Annotated in this window: 14 protein-coding genes and 1 tRNA gene; 7 read left to right on the forward strand and 8 right to left on the reverse strand. The window is 71.3% G+C overall.

What is annotated here, in order from left to right; translation table 11 throughout:
- Positions 1–263: 263 nt before the first annotated feature.
- From V2W30_RS21590 to V2W30_RS21600, 3 genes are all read right to left on the reverse strand, one after another.
- Complete coding sequence (locus V2W30_RS21590) at positions 264–551, reverse strand: TM2 domain-containing protein (RefSeq protein ID WP_338698843.1); 288 nt, start codon at positions 549–551, stop codon at positions 264–266.
- Between the two features lie 229 nt (positions 552–780).
- The gene (locus V2W30_RS21595; RefSeq protein ID WP_425244575.1) at positions 781–1,125 is read right to left on the reverse strand and encodes a DUF2752 domain-containing protein; all 345 of its coding nucleotides are present in this window, start codon (positions 1,123–1,125) and stop codon (positions 781–783) included.
- Positions 1,126–1,301: 176 nt separating this feature from the next.
- Entirely contained in the window at positions 1,302–1,775 is a 474-nt protein-coding gene (locus V2W30_RS21600; protein WP_338698847.1) for a TM2 domain-containing protein, read from the reverse strand.
- A 447-nt stretch (positions 1,776–2,222) separates the two neighbouring features.
- Between V2W30_RS21600 and topA the strand changes: the two genes are divergently transcribed.
- Together topA and tmk are read left to right on the forward strand one after the other, a co-directional pair.
- The gene (gene topA, locus V2W30_RS21605) at positions 2,223–5,066 is read left to right on the forward strand and encodes a type I DNA topoisomerase (RefSeq protein WP_338698848.1); all 2,844 of its coding nucleotides are present in this window, start codon (positions 2,223–2,225) and stop codon (positions 5,064–5,066) included.
- 109 nt (positions 5,067–5,175) lie between these two features.
- Positions 5,176–8,319 (forward strand): dTMP kinase, encoded by a 3,144-nt coding sequence (gene tmk, locus V2W30_RS21610; protein ID WP_338698850.1) that lies wholly within the window; start codon positions 5,176–5,178, stop codon positions 8,317–8,319.
- Positions 8,320–8,498: 179 nt separating this feature from the next.
- Here the strand turns inward: tmk and V2W30_RS21615 are convergent, their stop codons facing one another.
- Positions 8,499–8,951: a GNAT family N-acetyltransferase gene (locus V2W30_RS21615; RefSeq protein WP_338698852.1), complete on the reverse strand. Its 453-nt coding sequence runs from the start codon at positions 8,949–8,951 to the stop codon at positions 8,499–8,501.
- A gap of 318 nt (positions 8,952–9,269) precedes the next feature.
- Here V2W30_RS21615 and V2W30_RS21620 point away from each other — a divergent pair, with 318 nt between their 5' ends.
- The 3 genes from V2W30_RS21620 to V2W30_RS21630 all read left to right on the forward strand — a co-directional run bounded on the left by V2W30_RS21620 (position 9,270) and on the right by V2W30_RS21630 (position 12,301).
- Complete coding sequence (locus V2W30_RS21620) at positions 9,270–10,475, forward strand: DNA polymerase III subunit delta' (RefSeq protein ID WP_338698854.1); 1,206 nt, start codon at positions 9,270–9,272, stop codon at positions 10,473–10,475.
- Between the two features lie 67 nt (positions 10,476–10,542).
- Entirely contained in the window at positions 10,543–12,123 is a 1,581-nt protein-coding gene (locus V2W30_RS21625) for an alpha/beta hydrolase (RefSeq protein WP_338698855.1), read from the forward strand.
- Between the two features lie 104 nt (positions 12,124–12,227).
- A tRNA-Thr gene (locus tag V2W30_RS21630) sits at positions 12,228–12,301 on the forward strand.
- Between the two features lie 363 nt (positions 12,302–12,664).
- Here the strand turns inward: V2W30_RS21630 and V2W30_RS21635 are convergent.
- The 3 genes from V2W30_RS21635 to V2W30_RS21645 all read right to left on the reverse strand — a co-directional run bounded on the left by V2W30_RS21635 (position 12,665) and on the right by V2W30_RS21645 (position 14,982).
- Positions 12,665–12,895, reverse strand: a complete 231-nt coding sequence (locus tag V2W30_RS21635) for a hypothetical protein (RefSeq protein WP_338698857.1) — start codon at positions 12,893–12,895, stop codon at positions 12,665–12,667.
- A 7-nt stretch (positions 12,896–12,902) separates the two neighbouring features.
- Positions 12,903–13,223: a hypothetical protein gene (locus V2W30_RS21640; RefSeq protein ID WP_338698859.1), complete on the reverse strand. Its 321-nt coding sequence runs from the start codon at positions 13,221–13,223 to the stop codon at positions 12,903–12,905.
- A gap of 829 nt (positions 13,224–14,052) precedes the next feature.
- Positions 14,053–14,982: a phosphorothioated DNA-binding restriction endonuclease gene (locus tag V2W30_RS21645; RefSeq protein WP_338698860.1), complete on the reverse strand. Its 930-nt coding sequence runs from the start codon at positions 14,980–14,982 to the stop codon at positions 14,053–14,055.
- 255 nt (positions 14,983–15,237) lie between these two features.
- Between V2W30_RS21645 and V2W30_RS21650 the strand changes: the two genes are divergently transcribed.
- Positions 15,238–15,750, forward strand: a complete 513-nt coding sequence (locus tag V2W30_RS21650; protein ID WP_338698862.1) for a SigE family RNA polymerase sigma factor — start codon at positions 15,238–15,240, stop codon at positions 15,748–15,750.
- A 401-nt stretch (positions 15,751–16,151) separates the two neighbouring features.
- On the forward strand, positions 16,152–17,447 hold the full coding sequence (locus V2W30_RS21655; RefSeq protein WP_338698863.1) for a hypothetical protein: 1,296 nt from the start codon (positions 16,152–16,154) through the stop codon (positions 17,445–17,447).
- An 89-nt stretch (positions 17,448–17,536) separates the two neighbouring features.
- Here the strand turns inward: V2W30_RS21655 and V2W30_RS21660 are convergent, their stop codons facing one another.
- On the reverse strand, positions 17,537–19,273 hold the full coding sequence (locus V2W30_RS21660; protein ID WP_338698865.1) for a bifunctional 3'-5' exonuclease/DNA polymerase: 1,737 nt from the start codon (positions 19,271–19,273) through the stop codon (positions 17,537–17,539).
- Positions 19,274–19,381: the final 108 nt, after the last annotated feature.

The following is a 19,381-nucleotide window of genomic DNA, read 5'->3' on the forward strand; positions in this document are numbered from 1 at the left end:
CGTCGGCTCTGGCGGGCGGTAGCCCCGAGCGAGACGTACGCGACGGACGAGACGGACGAGACGGACGAGACGTGCGAGATGTGCGAGATGTGCGAGACGTGCGAGGCGTACGAGGCGCACGAGGCGTACGAGGCGTACGAGGCGTACGAGGCGTACGAGGCGGAAGAGAACCGCCTACGCGACGGAACGCGACAGACAGGGCGAACGACGGAGCCCGTCCCCACCGGTGTGGGGACGGGCTCCGTCGTGTCGGCTGCCGGGCGTCAGCTGCGCAGCGGACGACCCTGCGCGTCCGTGCGGTCGTTGCTGGTGAGGAACAGGATGCCGTCGATGAAGCCCCAGATGCCGCCGATGCCGCAGGTGAGGACGGAGACGACGAGCTGCCAGACACCGGTCTTGGTGTCGCCGACGTAGAAGCGGCCGACGCCGAACGAGCCGAGGAAGATGCCGAGCAGGCCGGCGACCAGCTTCTGCTTGTCGGAGTACGGGCGACCCTGCGGGTCGTGGCCGAACGGGGCCTCGGGCGTGGCGCCGGGGTAGGGCTGGGACATGGGGAGTTGCTCCTAGGGAACTGATGCGGGCACGGCGAAGCCGGGCTCCTGAGCGGATGCTTCCGGGCGCTGCGCACCGGCGGGGACATGGCGCGGCCTCGGAACCCTTGAGGCTAGAGGGACTTGGGTGCCCGGGTTGAACTCACGGGTAGATCGTGGCGGGTTTGTGATCTGGCACGAGGCGTCGGGGAGGCGCGCAGAGGCGCGCACCGTGGCCGGCGCCTCTCTGTCAGAAGGCGTTGCGCGCGACCGCCCAGAGGAACGCCAGTCCGAGCAGACCGAGTTGGGTGCGACTGCTGACGGACGGGGACAGACGCCGTCCGCGCAGTCCCGCGTACGTCCAGCGTCCCAGAGCGAACAGCGCGAACGGCAGGGCGAGGAGCAGTAGCGCGTTGTCGTGCCAGGCCGCGACGAACTGACCGTGCATCAGGTCGTACGCCATCCGGGTGCCGCCGCAGCCCGGACAGAGCAGGCCGGTGAGCGCGCGGAACGGGCAGCCCGGGAGCCAGTGGCCCGGCTCGTGCGGGTCGGTGCCGTAGAGGTAGGAACTCGCGGCGGCCCCGGCGACGAGCACCGCGAGGGGTGCTGTGGCCGGGGCACGCAGGGCCGTGAGCCAGGAGGACCGAGAGGACCGAGAGGCCCGAGAGGCCCGGGGTGACCGTGAGGACATCGAGGCCCAAGGGGGCCGTGAGGTCCGAGGGGGCCGAGGCGACCGCGGGGGTCGCGGGGGTCGCGGGGACGAGGACACGACTATGAGCGCAGGATGCGGCCCTGCGCGTCGGTCGTGTTGCTGCCGGCGAGCATGACGATGCCGTCGATGAAGCCCCACATGCCGCCGATACCGCAGGTCAGCACGCCGACGAGGAGCTGGCCGACGGCCAGACCGGTGTGCCCGGTGTAGAAGCGGCCGACGCCGAAGGTGCCGAGGAAGATGCCGAGCAGGCCGGCCGTCAGCTTCTGCTTGTCGGAGTACGGGCGGCCGTACGGGTCGTAGCCGTACGGCGCGTTCGGGTCGTACGCGGCCGGCATGCCGACGCCCGGCTGGGGCGGGTAGGCGCCGCCTGGGGCCGCGCCCGGGTAGCCGTAGCCGGGCTGCGAACCCTGCTGCGGATAGCCGTAGCCGGGCTGACCGCCCTGCGGCTGGCCGGGCTGCTGCGGGTAGCCGTACGGGTTGGCGCCGGGCTGGTCCTGCGGGGGCTGGCCGTACGGGTTGCTGTCGGACATCGGGATGCTCCTGCGGTCGGGATGCCGGTCGGGGACGAGCCGGAGGCTCCCCGTCGGGCTCCCCCAGCCATCCGCCATCTTGTCAGGAGCGGATAAGGATGAGGGCGCTGGGCGTCCGACGGCAGCGTAATGGGGACGCTTGTGACAGAAACGTGGCATGGCCAGTGATCTCCGCAACGATGTCGCGGTGGCGCCGGAGGTGACCTCGGACGGACGTGGCGGTCATGCCATGGACACGTCGTGGACAGCCGGAGCAGAGGCGTCCGCTCTCCGGTCCGGGGGCAGGATCACGAGGAGTCGGGTTACCGTTCCGAGTGGCTGCTGCGTGCTTTTCCCGTTTGACACACCGGCGGGAGGTACCGTCACACTCCGCAGCAGTGCCGTGACCACGGACCAGAACCATGGATTCAGAACGGCTCCATCCGCCGACCGGAGAGAAGAGCGAAGTTGTCCCCGACCAGCGAGACCGCACAGGGCGGCCGCCGACTCGTCATCGTCGAGTCGCCCGCCAAGGCGAAGACGATCAAGGGCTACCTCGGCCCTGGGTACGTCGTCGAAGCGAGCGTCGGGCACATCCGCGACCTCCCCAGCGGCGCGGCCGAGGTCCCCGAGAAGTACACGGGTGAGGTCCGCCGCCTCGGGGTGGACGTCGAGCACGACTTCCAGCCCATCTACGTGGTCAACGCGGACAAGAAAGCCCAGGTCAAGAAGCTCAAGGACCTGCTGAAGGACTCCGACGAACTCTTCCTGGCCACCGATGAGGACCGCGAGGGCGAAGCCATCGCGTGGCACCTCCTCGAGGTCCTGAAGCCCAAGGTTCCCGTCCACCGGATGGTCTTCCACGAGATCACCAAGGACGCGATCCGCTCCGCCGTCGCCAACCCGCGCGAGCTCAACAAGCGCATGGTCGACGCCCAGGAGACCCGCCGCATCCTCGACCGCCTCTACGGCTACGAGGTCTCGCCGGTCCTGTGGAAGAAGGTCATGCCGCGCCTGTCGGCGGGCCGCGTCCAGTCGGTCGCCACCCGGCTCGTCGTCGAGCGGGAGCGCGAGCGCATCGCCTTCCGCTCCGCCGAGTACTGGGACCTGACCGGCACCTTCGCGACGGGCCGCGCCGGTGACCCGTCCGACCCGTCCTCCCTGGTCGCCCGGCTGAGCGCGGTCGACGGCAAGCGCATCGCGCAGGGCCGCGACTTCGACTCGCTGGGCCAGATCAAGGGCGGCAACTCGGCGAACACCCTCCACCTGGACGAGGCCAACGCCCGCGCGCTGGCCGCCGCCCTGGAGCAGACGGACTTCGCCGTCCGCTCGGTCGAGTCCAAGCCGTACCGCCGCTCGCCGTACGCCCCCTTCCGTACGACGACCTTGCAGCAGGAGGCCTCGCGCAAGCTCGGCTTCGGTGCGAAGGCGACCATGCAGGTGGCACAGAAGCTGTACGAGAACGGCTTCATCACCTACATGCGTACGGACTCCACGACCCTGTCGGACACGGCGGTCAGCGCCGCCCGTGCCCAGGTCACGCAGCTGTACGGGGCCGACTACCTGCCGGACAAGCCGCGCACGTACGCCGGCAAGGTCAAGAACGCGCAGGAGGCGCACGAGGCGATCCGTCCGTCGGGCGACCGCTTCCGCACGCCCGCCGAGACCGGCCTGACCGGCGACCAGTTCCGTCTGTACGAGCTCATCTGGAAGCGGACCGTCGCCTCCCAGATGAAGGACGCCGTCGGTAACTCGGTGACCGTGAAGATCGGTGGCCGTTCCAGCGACGGCCGCGACGCCGAGTTCAGCGCGTCCGGCAAGACGATCACGTTCCACGGCTTCATGAAGGCGTACGTCGAAGGCGCCGACGACCCGAACGCGGAGCTGGACGACCGCGAGCGCCGGCTCCCGCAGGTCGCCGAGGGCGACGCGCTGTCCGCCGAGGAGATCTCGGTCGACGGCCACGCGACGAAGCCGCCGGCCCGCTACACCGAGGCCTCCCTGGTCAAGGAGCTCGAAGAGCGCGAGATCGGCCGCCCGTCGACGTACGCGTCGATCATCGGCACGATCCTCGACCGCGGCTACGTCTTCAAGAAGGGGACGGCCCTCGTGCCCTCCTTCTTGTCGTTCGCCGTCGTCAACCTCCTGGAGAAGCACTTCGGGCGGCTCGTCGACTACAGCTTCACCGCGTCCATGGAGGACGACCTCGACCGCATCGCGCGGGGCGAGGCCCAGTCCGTGCCGTGGCTGAAGCGTTTCTACTTCGGCCAGGGCGGCGGCGCCGGCGGCGCGGCCGACGCGGGCAACGGTGACGGCGATCACCTCGGCGGTCTGAAGGAGCTCGTGACCGACCTGGGCGCGATCGACGCCCGCGAGGTCTCGTCCTTCCCCGTCGGCAACGACATCGTGCTGCGCGTCGGGCGCTACGGCCCCTACGTCGAGCGCGGCGAGCGCGACTCCGAGAACCACCAGCGCGCCGACGTGCCCGAGGACCTCGCTCCCGACGAGCTGTCGGTCGAGTACGCCGAGGAACTGCTCGCCAAGCCGAGCGGTGACTTCGAGCTCGGCACCGACCCGGTCTCCGGCCACCAGATCATCGCGAGGGACGGCCGCTACGGCCCGTACGTCACCGAGGTGCTCCCCGAGGGCACCCCGAAGACCGGCAAGAACGCGGTCAAGCCGCGTACCGCCTCCCTCTTCAAGTCCATGTCGCTCGACACCGTGACGCTGGACGACGCCCTGAAGCTGATGTCGCTGCCGCGCGTGGTGGGCGCCGACGCCGAGGGCGTCGAGATCACCGCGCAGAACGGCCGGTACGGCCCGTACCTGAAGAAGGGCACGGACTCGCGGTCGCTGACGGCCGAGGAGCAGCTCTTCACCATCACGCTCGAAGAGGCGCTGGCGATCTACGCCCAGCCCAAGCAGCGTGGGCGCGCGGCCGCCAAGCCGCCGCTGAAGGAGCTCGGCACCGACCCGGTCAGCGAGAAGCCCGTCGTCGTGAAGGACGGCCGCTTCGGCGCGTACGTCACGGACGGCGAGACGAACGCCACGCTGCGGGCGTCGGACTCCGTGGAAGACATCACACCGGAGCGCGGGTACGAGCTCCTCGCGGAGAAGCGGGCCAAGGGCCCCGCGAAGAAGACCGCCAAGAAGGCGCCCGCCAAGAAGGCACCTGCCAAGAAGACGGCCGCGAAGAAGACCGCCGCCAAGAAGACGACCGCCGCGAAGAAGACGACGGCCGCCAAGAAGACGACGGCCAAGACCGCTGCCAAGAAGGCGCCCGCCAAGAAGGTGGCTCCGGCCGAGCAGTGACGACACGCACCACGCGTGCGCGCGGACGCCCCCGGGATCGATACCCCGGGGGCGTCCGTTTGTTCGGGCGGGGCCTTTCCGTGTCGGTAGGGCCCGATAGGCTGGACGAATGACCCGTGCCGAGCAGCCAACGGCCCCCCACACGGCCACCGACGACGCCCTGGTAGCGGACTCCCGAGAGCGCGCCGTGCGCGCACTCCTGCGTGTACCGCAGTTGAAGAGGCTGTGGTCCGCGCAGCTCGTCGGCGGGGTCGGTGACGTACTCGGGCTGCTTGTGCTCGTGGTGCTCGCGCTCCAGGCGGCCATCTCCGAAGGCTCCTTCGGCAGTGGCTACCGGGGCGTGGCCTGCGCCGTCGCCGCCGTGTTCGGCGCGCGCATCCTGTCGACGCTGCTCTTCGGAGCCGTGCTGCTGGGCCCGCTCACGTCCCTGACCACGCCCGGCGGACCGCTCGACCGGCGCTGGACCATGGTCGGCGCCGACGGGCTGCGGGCCGCGCTGCTCATCGTCGCGCCCCTGTGGATCGACTGGACGCCGGACAACGCACTGGCGCTGATCCTCGTGACGGCGTTCGTCGCCGGGGTCGCCGAGCGGTTCTGGACGGTCGCCAAGGAGAGCGCGGCGCCCGCGCTGCTGCCCGCGCCACCCCTGGAGGGCGCGGCCGTGCGGCCGCTGCCGGACCACATGGACGCGCTGCGCAGGCTCTCGCTGCGGACCTCCTTCGTCGCGATCCCGCTGGCCGCGGCCGCCCTGGTGGTCGTGACGCTCGTCCAGAACCTGATCGGCGCGGGCGTCGACTGGTTCGCGCAGCACCAGGTGGCGCTGTCGTCGTACGTCGGCGCCGGGCTCTTCGCCGCCTCGCTGTCCGTCGTCTTCTTCCTCGAACTTCCCGGCACGCAGACGCCGCGCGCGCGGTCGCCGCTCGAAGGGCTGCGCCGCCCGAAGACCGGCACCGGTGTCGACAAGGGCCGTACGGGCGCGATCCCGCTGCTCGTCCTCGCCTGCGGCGCCGTCGCCGCGGCGATCTCCGCCGCCGTCGCCGTCTCCGTACTGCACGCCAAGGACCTCAGCGGCGGCCCGGTGACCTTCGGGCTGCTCGTGCTCGGCCTGACCGGCGGCACCGTCGTCGGCATCCGCACCGCGCCCACCGTGCTGCCGGCCCTGTCCCGGCGCCGCCTCCTGGCGCTGGCCATCGCGTTCACCGGCATCGGACTGCTCGCCGCGGGCCTGGTGCCCGACGTGACGAGCGTCGTCCTCGTCGTCGCGCTCTCCGGAGTCGCCGCGGGCATCGCCGCCAACACCGGGCACACCCTGCTCGACCAGGAGACCGAGGAGTACCGGCGGGCCCGCACCACCGAGCACCTCCAGGCCGTCGTACGGGTCTGTGTCGCGCTCGGCGCCCTGCTGGCGCCGCTCCTCGCCGCGCTGATCGGGCCGCACCGCCTGGAGAACGGCAAGTTCGTCTTCGCGCACGGCGGCGCCGCGTTCACGCTGATGCTGGTCGGCGCGCTGCTGCTGCCCGTCGCCGCGCTCGTCCTCGCCAAGGCCGACGACCGCAGCGGCGTACCGCTGCGCCAGGACCTGAAGGACGCGCTGCTCGGCGGGAACGACCCGGCGCAGGCCCCCGCCACCACCGGATTCTTCATCGCCCTCGAAGGCGGCGACGGCGCCGGCAAGTCGACCCAGGCCCAGGCGCTCGCGGAGTGGATCCGCGCCAAGGGCCACGAGGTCGTCGTCACGCGCGAGCCGGGAGCGACGCCGGTCGGCAAGCGGCTGCGGTCGATCCTGCTCGACGTGTCGAGCGCCGGTCTGTCGCACCGCGCGGAGGCGCTGTTGTACGCGGCCGACCGCGCCGAGCACGTCGACACCGTCGTACGGCCCGCTCTGGAGCGGGGCGCCGTCGTCATCTCCGACCGCTACATCGACTCGTCCGTCGCCTACCAGGGCGCGGGCCGCGACCTCTCCCCGGTCGAGGTCGCCCGCATCAACCGCTGGGCGACCAGCGGTCTCGTACCGCACCTGACCGTGCTGCTCGACGTCGATCCGGAAGCCGCCCGCGAGCGCTTCACGGAGGCGCCGGACCGGCTGGAGTCGGAGCCGCTGGAGTTCCACACGCGCGTGCGCTCCGGTTTCCTCACGCTGGCCGCCGGCGACCCCGGGCGCTACCTCGTCGTGGACGCGGGCCAGGAGCCGGAAGCCGTCACCACTGTGATCCGGCACCGGCTCGACATCCTGCTCCCGCTCTCCGAAGCCGAGATCAAGGCACAGGAAGAAGCCAGGAAGGCCGCCGAGGAAGAGGCCCGCAGGAAGGCCGAGGAAGAGGCCGCCCGCAAGGCCGAGGAGGAGCGGATCGAGCGCGAGCGCCAGGAGCAGCTCGCCAAGCTCCGCGCCGAGGAGGAGGAGCGCCAGCGCCGCGAGCTGGAGGAGGCGCAGCGCATCGAGGCCGAGCGCCAGGCGGAAGAGGCCCGGCAGCGCGCCGAGGAGGCGCGCAAGAAGGCCGAGGAGGAGCGGGCCCGCCTGCTCGCCGAGGAGAAGCAGCGCGCGGCGGAGGAGGAGCGCCGCCGCAAGCAGGCCGAGGAGGAGGCGCGGCTCCGGGCCGAGGCCGAGGAGCGGCGCCTGGAGAAGCAGCGCAAGGCCGAGGAGGCGTTGCTCCGCGCGGAGGAGGCGCGGCGGCTGGCCGCCCAGGCGAGCGCGGCGGCGCAGGACACCGCGACGAGGCAGTTCCGTAAGGCGGATCTTCAGAAGCCGCCGGTGTCGGACGCTCCGGTGCGCGACGAATCGCGGTCCGACGCCCCGGCGGACAGGCCGGTGCCGGACAACGAGACCACCGTGCCCACGCCGATCGTGCGGCCGCAGCCGCCGCACGCCTCCGGTACGCCGGCGGCTCCCGAGGCGTCCGCGGCGGAGGAGACGGCCGTGCTGCCGCCCGTGCGGGACGCCGAGGAGACCGCGGTGCTGCCGAAGCCGCCCACCGGTGCTGCCGACGAGACCGCCGTGCTGCCGCAGGTTCCGGACGAGTCGGCGGACAAGGTGCCGCCGGGCTTCTTCCGCGACGAGCGGCCCGCGCGGGTGCGCCCGGACGGGGCCAACGACCGTACGGCGGAGCTGCCGCAGGTCGACGAGGAGGGCCGGCCGCGGCGCCGCCCCCGCTCCGACTGGGCGGAGGAGACACCGCTGGACGACCTGCCGTCGTTGGCGGACGAGCTGCTCGGCGGTGTGGACGACGATGACGACCGGCGGGGCAGGCGGCGTTAGGCCGCGGTAGCGGTAGCGGTAGCGGTAGCGGTTGGTGGTTGGTGGTTGGTGGTTGGTGACCGGTGACCGGTGACCGGTGATCCGTGACTGGTGACTGGTGACTGGTGACCGGTGATCCGTGACTGGTGACCGGCGGCCGTCGGCGGGGGCGGGCGGCTCAGGCCGCTCGCGGTCGGCCCTCAGGCCAGTCGCAGCTCCACCCAGTCCACCGTGTCGCCGTCGAGGCGGTAGCGGTCGACCTCCACCGTGAACCCCGCCCGCTCGGCGAAGCGCAGACCGGCCGTGTTCGAGGTAAGCACGACCGTCTCGACGGCCGTTGCGCCCAGGGCGCGGGCCTTGGCCAGGGCGCGCTCGTACAGGGCGGTGCCGTGACCCCGGCCGCGGTGGGCGGGCAGCACACGGGAGATCACCGTGGCCGTGCCCTCGCGGGGCGGCCGCACCGTGGTGCAGCCGATCGGCTCGTCGCCGAGATGGGCGAGCTCCAGGATGTTGCGGCCCGCGCGTTCGCGTACGTCTTCGAGGGAGAGGTACGCGGAGTCGACCGGCACGATCGTGTTGTGCAGAAGCTGCCAGGCGGCGAGGAGCGTGGCGTCGGAGTCGCCGGTCAGGGTTTCGATACGGAGATCGGTCATCGCCGTATCCAACCTCGGTCGGCGGCGGTTGTCAGCGGGATTTGTCGGAGGTTCGTCGGGGGTCCGGCGGGAGTTCGGGGGCGGGATCGCCGGGGCCTGCGGGAGGTTCGCGGCGGGATCACCCGGGGGCTGTCGCGGGGGTCGCCGGGGAGTTGCCCGGCCGGCGGGGGGTCCGGCGAGGGCTTTCGATGGGGCCTGGCAGGGGAGTCTGCCGGAGGGCTTGCCGACAGGTCGGGGCGGCGGGGTTGTCCACAGGTCGTCGGGGTTGTCAGTGGAGCCCGGCACAATGGCTACAGCTTTGAGGAAGGGCGGTGCCGCATGGCCGTATGGGACGACCTGGTCGGTCAGGAGCGCGTGGTCGCGACGCTGGACGCGGCGGCGCGGGACGCGGACGCCCTGGTGACGGCGGCCGCCGCCGACACGCCGCCGCCCCCGGCATCAGCGATGACGCACGCCTGGCTGTTCACCGGACCGCCGGGCGCGGGCCGGGTCGCGGCGGCCCGCGCCTTCGCCGCCGCACTGCAATGCGTGTCCCCGGACAGAGCCCTCGGCGGAGCCCCCGGCTGCGGATTCTGCGACGGCTGCCACACGGCGCTGCTCGGCACGCACGCGGACGTCTCGGCGATCGCCGCCGACGGCGCGCAGATCCTCGTGGCCGACATGCGTGACACCGTCCGCAAGTCGTACACGGCACCGGCGGTCGGCCGCTGGCAGGTGATCCTGGTCGAGGACGCGGAGCGGCTGAACGAGAAATCGGCGAACGCGGTCCTCAAGGCCGTCGAGGAACCCGCCCCCCGCACCGTCTGGCTGCTCTGCGCGCCCTCCGTGGAGGACGTGCTGCCGACCATCCGCTCCCGCTGCCGTCTGCTCACCCTGTCCACCCCTGCCGTCGACGCCGTCGCCGACATGCTCGTACGGCGTGACGGCATCGAGCCGCAGGTCGCCGCGCAGGTCGCCCGCGCCACGCAGGGCCACATCGACCGGGCCCGCCGGCTGGCCACGGACCCGCGCGCCCGGGAGCGCAGAGCGGCCGTCCTGAAGGTGCCGCTGCGCGTCGAGGACATCGGCGGCTGCCTCAAAGCGGCCCAGGAACTGGTGGACGCGGCGGCCGAGGACTCCAAGCAGATCGCCGAGGAGCACGACACCAAGGAGACCGACGAGCTGAAGGCGGCGCTCGGCGCGACCGCCGGAGGGCGGATGCCGCGCGGCACGGCGGGCGTGATGAAGGACCTGGAGGACAAACAGAAGCGCCGCCGCACACGCTCGCAGCGCGACAGCCTCGACCTGGCCCTCACCGACCTCACGGGCGTGTACCGGGACGTCCTCGCGCTCCAGCTCGGATCGCGGGTGGCGCTGGCGAACACGGATATACAGGACACGTTGGAGCGACTCGCCCGCGCCTCGTCGCCGGAGTCGACGCTGCGCCGGATCGAGGCGATCGGAGCGTGCCGGGTGGCCCTGGACCGCAATGTCACGCCGCTGCTCGCGGTCGAGGCGATGACAGTGGCACTGCGGGCGGGGTAGGGGGCGGGCCTCCACGCGGGACGCGACTCAATGTGACGGCCCATTCGCGGAGCGTTACGCTCGCCCGATGTACTTCTGGCGCCACTCCCTCCCTCTCCGCCACCCTCGCCCCGCCCTGCTCGCCGCTGCCGCCGGGCTGCTGCTGACCGGCATGTCCGGCTGCGCTCCGGCGAGTTCGAACACCGCCGACGCCTCGCTCGCCGCGCTGCCCCACGCGACACCGGCCGAGCTGACCTCGTACTACGGGCAGACCCCGAAGTGGCGCGAGTGCGGCGTGCCCGGCTTCGAGTGCGCCACCCTCAAGGCGCCGCTCGACTACGACCGCCCGTCGGGCGGCGACATCGACCTCGCCATCTCCCGCAAGAAGGCCACGGGCCCCGGCAAGCGCCTCGGCTCGCTCCTCGTCAACCCGGGCGGCCCCGGCGGTTCCGCGATCGGCTACCTCCAGTCGTACGCGGGCATCGGCTACCCCGAGCAGGTCCGCGCCCGCTACGACATGGTCGCCGTCGACCCGCGCGGCGTGGCCCGCAGCGCGCCCGTCACCTGCCTCGACGGCAAGCAGATGGACGCGTACACGCAGACCGACGTCACCCCCGACGACACCCGCGAGCAGAAGGCCCTCGGCGCGGCCTTCGAGAAGTTCGCGACCGGCTGCGAGACGAGCGACGCCACGTCCAAGCGGGTCCTACCGCACGTCTCCACCATCGAGGCGGCCCGCGACATGGACCTCGTCCGCGCGGCGATCGGCGACGAGAAGCTGAACTACGTGGGCGCCTCGTACGGCACGTTCCTCGGCGCGACGTACGCCGGCCTCTACCCGGATCGGGTCGGACGCCTCGTGCTCGACGGTGCCATGGACCCGTCCCTCGACGCGCGCGAGCTGAACCGGCAGCAGACGGCCGGGTTCGAGACGGCGTTCCAGTCGTTCGCGAAGGACTGTGTGGGCCGCTCCGACTGCCCGCTCGGCACCGGCACCCCGGACCAGGCGGGGGAACGCCTCAAGGCGCTCTTCACCGCGCTCGACAAGACGCCGCTGGCCGCCGGGGACCCCGACGGCCGCAAGCTCGGCGAGGCGCTCGCCACCACGGGCGTGATCGCCGCGATGTACGACGAAGGGGCCTGGCCGCAACTGCGCGAGGCGCTCACCGCCGCGATCAAGGAAAAGGACGGCGCGGGGCTCCTCGCCCTCTCCGACAGCTACTACGAGCGCGACCCCGACGGCACGTACACCAACCTGATGTTCGCGAACGCCGCCGTGAACTGCCTCGACCAGCCGCCGTCCTTCACCACCCCGCAGGAGGTCGAAGCCGCGCTGCCCTCCTTCGAGAAGGCGTCCCCCGTCTTCGGCGCCGGCCTCGCCTGGTCCGCCCTGAACTGCGCGCACTGGCCGGTGAAGCCGACCGGCGAGGCCCACCGCATCACCGCCGACGGCGCCGCCCCCATCGTCGTGGTCGGCACCACCCGCGACCCGGCGACCCCCTACCCGTGGGCCGAGTCCCTCGCCGACCAGCTCTCCTCCGGCCACCTGCTCACGTACGAGGGCGACGGCCACACGGCGTACGGCCGCGGCAGTGACTGCATCGACTCGGCGATCGACACCTACCTCCTCGACGGCACCCCGCCGAAGGACGGAAAGCGCTGCTCGTGACGGGTGACCGCCGTTCGCCGCTGGTCATAAAGGCTGTGCGGACCACCCCTGATGAGCGTGTAGGATTGGCGACGTTGCTGACGCACTCCGGTGCGCGCGGCGGCGCCGCCTTAGCTCAGATGGCCAGAGCAACGCACTCGTAATGCGTAGGTCTCGGGTTCGAATCCCGAAGGCGGCTCGGATTAACCCCAGGACTCACTCGCCGTGACCTGGGGTTTTTTCATGCCTGCGGCGTGCCGGGCCGCACGACGGGGATGCCGTGAGAATGCTTGCGCGAGCGGAGCGACTCGGCGGCCCGCTCCCTCGGGCATCCTTCGCTTGGCCTTCTTTTCGACCGCATCGGTGCATTGGTTGTTGTCTGGTGACGTGATCCCGAGCCTTCACCGTTATCCGCGCTCCGCGCAGCTGCACGGCCACCCTGTGGCGGTGCAGCTGCGGTCTGAACGCCGGGCCCGGCTCGATGAGTGTTGGCTCGGTGCGCATTGGCTCGGTGAGCGCCCGCGCGCGGAACCGCATCGATGGTGGGAGCGCCCACGACGATCTACCCCACGCCGGTGCGCTTCCTTCGGGTACGGGTGAGCCAGGCCCAGCGGGTGAGAGCGCCGACGGCGATGGAGATGAGGATGGCACCCCAGTCGATGACGTGGGGGAGGCCGGGGAAGAAGGCGAAGAACGCGAGCGAGGCGGCGGCGCCCACAGCAAAGGCGATGATGCCGATGCGGCGGTGCTTCGCTTCTTGGGCGGGATCCTGGGACGTGGTCTCGGGGGTCATGTGCGGCTCACTTGGTGATGTGGTGGCACTGGCTGACTCGCCGCACGCCGTTGACGACGAGGTGAGCGCACGCCTTGCCGTAGTGGGGGAGTTTCTGCGGAGCGTTGTTCCGCATCGGGTCGATCTTGCACTCGGTGTGGGTTCTGCCCCTGGAGGCGCGATACGTCCTGTTGCTGGTGTCCGAGTACGTGAAGTCGATACGCCAGTTGCAGAAGCCGCTGTTCAGGGCCCCGACGAAGCCGCAGTCGACGCCGGCGTTCTGGTACGTGATGCTCTTTCCGCCGCCGCGGATGATGTGGGTGAACACGCAGCCGGTCGGGATCTTCATGGTGACACCTCCGACTTGATAGTCGAAGGTGGCGACGGGAGTGGACCCGATGGCGCTGGCATGTGCTGCTGATGGAGGTAAGACGGCGAGTGCCGCGGTCGCAGCAAGAGTTGCGATCGTTCGGACTGTGGAACGCATGGCCATGAGCGGTTCCCTTTTCGGCGGAGTGTGTGTGCCGAGATCGGGAACTCCAGGCGCTGGTCCGAGGTTCTCCGTCGAAGAGCGGACCACCACGATGAGTGATCAGCAGATTGTTGGGCTGACCGGCCGTGGTCGTCTTTTCCTGTGCCGAGTCCGTGCGTGAGTGCGCTCACCGTCACACGCTGGAGGGGGCGTCGGTCCCGAGCGCGGTCCGGCGGTCCGCCGGCCACTGGCCCTGATGTGAGGCTCAACCGCAGATGTTCACTCCCGACCAGACCACGGTCGCCTGGCTCCACCACTTCTCTCGCGGCCTGGCTGAACCCTTCCCACCGCACCCTGTGCACGAGAGCCCCGCACTCCGGTTGTTCCCCTGGCAGATGAGGCTCAGTTTGTGGGTCGCCGCGTGAACCGCTGGGTCGTAGGCGATCGGGTGACTCCGGCAGGAGCGAGCGAGCATCCTGAGGATCTGATCGGCGAAGTGGTCGCGATTGACGGCCTCGATCAGGTGCATGTCCGCTTCCCGAAGGCAGGCGTGGAGATCTACGCCGCTGACGAACTGGCACCGGGCCTGCCCGACCACCCCACGGGGTCGACCATCCGGCCGTGTGAGGCTGATGCAGGGCGGAGACCTGATCCTCGACGGAATGGGTGATCGCAGCGCGCGACAGTCGGTGGGGCGGACTTCCCCTCACGCGGCCTGCGCGCCAGGGCGCTTGAAGACCTGTCGCCCGTGCCAGACGACGAACCGCACATCAAGGGCGGGCTGGCCGGGTCGCGGCTTTGCCAGCGGCTGGTCGTGGAGGGCGTCGATGGCCTGGCCGGCGGCGCTCCGTGCCACGTACAGAGGGGACACCTGGATGCGGAGGTCGGGCAGGAGGCCGAGTACTCCCAGGTCGAGGAGGGTGTGGTGCAGGGAGCACAGGGCCAGTCCGTTGCGCACTTCGTCGGGGCCCGCGTGGGTGTGCCATTGGACGTGCGCGGCTTCGAGTCCTGCGGGGTTCCGCCCCAGCGCCCCGTCGTAACCGCAGACGGCGCAGGCGTACGCGTACGCGCGCAGCACCTCCTCCGCGAACCCGGCGCGCCGCGCGCGACGTTTCCCCTGGGCCGGGAGGCAGAAGGCGTCGTCGTCGAGTTCGGCGAGGTCCAGGCCGACGGCATTGCAGATGATCGGTTCCAGCGCCGGTGTGAAGTGCTGTTCCAGCAGCAGGCGGGCCGTGGCGGCCAGGGCTCCGGGTGCCGACAGCAACTGCTCCACTTCGCCGCGCAACCGGCCATGGGCTGCTCTGGTCCGCAGCCAGTTGCCGCGTTCCGGGGCATCCGGCCCGATCGCGCTTCCGTCTCGATCCCGGAGGTCCCAGAGGCTCCGCTCCAAGTGGACGAACGGCATCGCCGCGCGCTCCCGCGCACGTGACCGGCTCGTGACGGCGGGGCCGAAGTCGTTGATCAGCCGGCTTACCGGCTCCTCGGCCTCCGCGTACGTGACCGCCGTGCTGCCGGTCGCGACGAACCGGCCCAGGAGCCAGAGCACCAGCAGCGGCTTGTGCGGGGCGCGGCGGCCGCCTATGCGCGCCCGCCGCATTCCGGACAGGGCACCCAAGAGTTCGTCGTGCGATTTCATGGGGCTCACCATGCCATTGGGGAGCTTCGCGGGACTCGGGGTGGGCGAGACCGCGTGGGACTTCAGCGTCGGGGTGTTGCGTGGTCAAGGTGTGTTGCTTGCGGGGGAGTTCGCCGGGGGCGCGTGACTTCTTCATGGGCTGACCCCGTCCTCGATCCGGCTCGTGTCGTCCCTTCGGGCCGCGGGGCGTGAAACATTTCCCGGGGGTCGCCGCATCTATCAGGTGTAGGTGAAACGAGGGGGAGGGTGCCGCGGATGAGGCGGTCGCTTGAGGGGGCGTTTCGTGAGTTCGCCGAGGCCAGGGCCGGGCAGTTGTTCCGGTCCGCGTGTCTGCTGACCAGTGGTGACACGCACCTGGCCGAGGACCTGGTCCAGGAGACCTTGGGCCGGATGTACGTCGTGTGGGGGCGGCGGACGACGCGGCTCAGCAACCCCGCGGCGTACGCGCAGACCGTGCTCATACGTTCCTTCCTCGCGCATCAGCGCCGCCGGTCCGCGGGCGAGCGGCCCTCCGACGAGCTTCCGGAGGCGACGGCCGCGGGCCCCGGTGACGCGACCCTGCGGTTGACCCTGCTCGACGCGCTGCGCCAACTGCCGCCCAAAGACAGAGCGGTGGTGGTGCTGCGCTACTGGGAGGACCGGTCGATCGAGGAGACCGCGGACGTGCTGCACCTCAGCTCGGCCGCGGTGCGCACGCGCAGCACCCGCGCGCTCGCCCGGCTGCGTGAGCAACTGGGCGGTTCGATCAGCGAGTTCGCCGCACATTGAGGGGGGCGGTGACTGTCGCGTGGACAGAGACGGGGCAGGGGTGGAGGCCCAGCCAGCGGAACGGGTGGCGACCTGGCGTTGGCGGGGCCAGCCTCCAAGCCGCTGACGAGGGTGTCGCTGATCGGGCGGTGGCCTGGTCGAACCGTCGCCCGTCGCCCGTCGCCCGTCGCCCGTCGCCCGTCGTCCGTCGTCCGTCGTCGGTCGTCGGTTGTCGGTTGGGTGGGACGGGTTCGTTGACGGGTCTCTCGGGGCCCACAGATGAGGGCGCCATCGGGTGACCTGCTGACGGGTCTCTTGAAGGCGCATGGATGGGCCTCTTGAGGCTCACTGACGGTTCGGGTTCCGGCCCGTTGACCGTACTTATTGGCCGTACATACAGCTGGAGAAGAAGGGTGGTCGGGATGTCCGCTGCGGACGGTGACAGCCGGGACGCGTTCGAGGACGGGCTCGAAGAGGCGCTGCGGCGCACCGGAGAGGGGTTCACCGCCGAGGGGCGGTCGATGGTCGATGGGGGTGTCCTGCGCGGTCGGCGTCGGCTGCTGCGCAGGAGGGCGGGCGCGGTGACCGGCAGTGTGGCCGCGCTGGCACTCGTCGGATTCGGTACGTCGTACGCCACCGGCGCCATCGGTGGTGACGGCGGCGCCGACCGGCAGAGCGGTGCCGCGGGGAAGCCGACCCCCGCTGCGAGCGAGAAGCCCGACGGAAAGGGGAAGGCCGCGCACGGGGACGGCCCTGCGGTCTCCAAGGCCGACGTCATCAAGATCCTCGAAGGGCTGCTGCCGGCCGGCAAGGTCAGCGGGCAGGACGGGCGGGGGACGTCCGATCCGCTGGGGCCTCTGGCGACGGTCGTGTTCGACGACGGGCCGGGCGCCGCCGCGATCTCGGCGAGCGTCGGGTCCGTGGATCCGGACGGGGTCACGGCCGATGAGCAACTGGCCTGTCCCGACAAGGCGATGACGAACTTCGACTCGTGCACGGCCGAGACGCTGGCCGACGGATCGCGGCTGATGCTGTACCGCGGTTACGAGTACCCGGACCTGCACGTGAAGACCAAGCTGTGGCACGCCTACCTCATGACGCCGAAGGGCTACACCGTCAGCGTCAGTGAGTGGAACGCGCCGACGGAGAAGGATTCCGCCATCTCGCGGCCCCAACCGCCCTTGAGCACGGCTCAGTTGAAGAGTGTGGTCACGTCGGCCAAGTGGCAGCCGGTGATGGACGCTCTCGGCGAGGCGCCCGCCGAGGCGGCCGCACCGCCGAGCATCAAGGGCACGGAGAAGTCGACACTGCTGAAGTCGCTCAAGTCACTGCTGCCGCACCGCGCGAAGGTGGTCGGCGAGGGCGGGCAGGAGTCCGAATACGTGTATGTCGTCGTCGACGACGGCAAGGGCAAGAGCCTCGTCCAGCTCAATGTGCAGCCCGGCATGAGCGATGAGGGCGGGGAGCTCTTCGACGCGGACACCGAGACCCTGCCCGACGGCACGAAGGTGCGCAAACGCAAGGGGAACGGCGACGACAAGGGGGGCGCCAACATGGTGCAGTGGACCGTCGACACCATGACCGAGGACGGGTTCCGGGTGGTCATATCGGCGTTCAACTCCGGCTCGCAGGTGAAGGACGCGACGCGGGCCGAACCTGCCCTGACGATGGCCGAGTTGAGGAAGATAGCGCTCTCGGAATCCTGGCGGGGGAAGTAGGCCCGCATAGGGGAGGGTGAGAGGGAGCGGGAGGGGGAGCGGTCGTGTGAGGGGGAGCGCCGGGTGCCGGGCGTGGTGCTGGACCTCGTTCACTTGGCATCGGCGTAGCACTCCACGACTGCCACGGTGAACGGGAACCGCGTCGGCGTCTCGCCGAAGGTCAGGCGTCCCGCGAGGTCCGCGGCCTCGCGGATCGCCTCGGCCACCTGGGACGCCTCCTCCTCCGGGCAGTGCACGATCACCTCGTCGTGCTGGAAGAACACCAGCTCGGCCGAGAGGTCCGTGAGCGAGCGGCGCAGCGCGGCGAGCATCAGCAGGGCCCAGTCGGCGGCGCTTCCCTGCACGACGAAGTTCCGGGTGAAGCGGCCGCGGGCGCGGGAGTTCGAGGAGGCGTAGCCGTACGGGGATTCGCCGCCGGCGGTGCCTGAGCCGCCGGGGCCGGAGCTGCCGGAGCCGTCGGGGGACTGGGGTTCGGCCTCGTCCTGAGGGAGGCCGGCCTCGCCGAAGTCCTGGTCGGCGGCGCTGACGGCGGGCGGGCAGGTGCGGCCGAGCCAGGTGCGTACGAGCCGGCCCTCCTCACCGGCGCGGGCCGCCTCGTCGACGTAGGCGACGGCTCGGGGGAAGCGGCGGCGGAGCAGGGCCAGGTTCTTCAGGCCGTCACCGGAGGTCTGCCCGTATATGGCGCCGAGGACGGCGAGTTTGGCCTGGTCGCGGTCGCCGGAGAAGGCGCGGTCGGAGATCGCCTGGTACAGGTCGGTGGCCTGGCCGGCGACCTCCATGAAGGCCGGGTCGCGGGAGATCGCGGCGAGGACTCGCGGCTCCATCTGGTCGGCGTCGGCCACGACCAGGCGCCAGCCGGGGTCGGCGACCACGGCGCGGCGGATGACCTTGGGGATCTGAAGTGCGCCCCCGCCGTTCGTCGTCCAGCGTCCCGAGACGCTGCCGCCCGGGAGGTACTCGGGGCGGAAGCGTCCGTCCCTGACCCAGTCCTGGAGCCAGGACCAGCCGTGCGCCGTGTAGATCCGGTACAGCTTCTTGTACTCGATCAGGGGCGCGACGGCCGGGTGGTCGAGGGACTCCAGGGCCCATCGCCGAGTCGATGTGATCTTGATGCCGGCCTGGCCGAACGCCTTCACGACGTCCGCCGGGAGATCGGGCCGGACCCGGCGGCCGAAGGCGGTGGAGACCTCGTCCGCCAGTTCGGCGAGGCGTCGGGGTTCGCCGCCGCCCGCGTACCGGTCGCCGAGCAGTTCCTGGAGGAGGGCACGGTGGACGTCGGCGCGCCACGGGAGGCCCGCGGCGTTCATCTCGGCGGCCACGAGCATGCCCGCCGACTCGGACGCGGTGAGCAGTCGAAGGCGGTCGGGCAGGCCGGTCGCGTCGTGGCGGCGCTGTTGGTCGACGTAGACCTCGACGAGGTCGGTCAGCGGTACGTCGACGGGTGGGCGCGGTTCGAAGAGGGAGGACTGGGAGCCGGGGGCGGCGACGCGGGGCGGGGGGTCCGGAGGGACGGGGCCACCGCGGAGTCGGGCCAGGGCGGCCGCGGCGGAGCGGGGTTCGCCGTGCCGGCCTTCGTGGGCGATGAGGAGGTTCTCGGCGGCTTCGATGTCGTAGCAGCGCGGGACGGTGATCCCGGCGGCAAGCAGCCGGGGGTAGACGGCGTGCGTCTCGCGCCACACCCAGCGGGTGGTGTCGGGGCGGGTGCGGACGGCTTCGGCCAGGTCGTTCTCGCGGACGACGGGGCCGGTGGGCAGGCCGTCCGGGCCCAGCGGCACGAGGTCGGCGCCGCCGTGCTCGGTGGGGGCCAGGGCCCAGCGTTCGTTCACATGGCCGAGTGTCACATTCGGCACTGACATTGGCTTTGAGGCTGGGGCTGGGGCTGGGGCTGGGGCTAGGGCTGGGGTCGAGGTCGGTGTCGGTGTCGGTGTCGGTAC

Source organism: Streptomyces sp. Q6, assembly GCF_036967205.1.
In the GTDB taxonomy this organism is placed as follows: domain Bacteria; phylum Actinomycetota; class Actinomycetes; order Streptomycetales; family Streptomycetaceae; genus Streptomyces; species Streptomyces citrinus.

Coding starts and splice junctions, on each gene's coding strand:
- V2W30_RS21590 (WP_338698843.1), bottom strand. CDS start 551: ATGTCCCAGCCCTACCCCGGCGCCACGCCCGAGGCCCCGTTCGGCCAC.
- V2W30_RS21600 (WP_338698847.1), bottom strand. CDS start 1,775: ATGTCCGACAGCAACCCGTACGGCCAGCCCCCGCAGGACCAGCCCGGC.
- tmk (WP_338698850.1), top strand. CDS start 5,176: ATGACCCGTGCCGAGCAGCCAACGGCCCCCCACACGGCCACCGACGAC.
- V2W30_RS21615 (WP_338698852.1), bottom strand. CDS start 8,951: ATGACCGATCTCCGTATCGAAACCCTGACCGGCGACTCCGACGCCACG.
- V2W30_RS21620 (WP_338698854.1), top strand. CDS start 9,270: ATGGCCGTATGGGACGACCTGGTCGGTCAGGAGCGCGTGGTCGCGACG.
- V2W30_RS21625 (WP_338698855.1), top strand. CDS start 10,543: ATGTACTTCTGGCGCCACTCCCTCCCTCTCCGCCACCCTCGCCCCGCC.
- V2W30_RS21635 (WP_338698857.1), bottom strand. CDS start 12,895: ATGACCCCCGAGACCACGTCCCAGGATCCCGCCCAAGAAGCGAAGCAC.
- V2W30_RS21640 (WP_338698859.1), bottom strand. CDS start 13,223: ATGAAGATCCCGACCGGCTGCGTGTTCACCCACATCATCCGCGGCGGC.
- V2W30_RS21645 (WP_338698860.1), bottom strand. CDS start 14,982: ATGAAATCGCACGACGAACTCTTGGGTGCCCTGTCCGGAATGCGGCGG.
- V2W30_RS21650 (WP_338698862.1), top strand. CDS start 15,238: ATGAGGCGGTCGCTTGAGGGGGCGTTTCGTGAGTTCGCCGAGGCCAGG.
- V2W30_RS21655 (WP_338698863.1), top strand. CDS start 16,152: ATGTCCGCTGCGGACGGTGACAGCCGGGACGCGTTCGAGGACGGGCTC.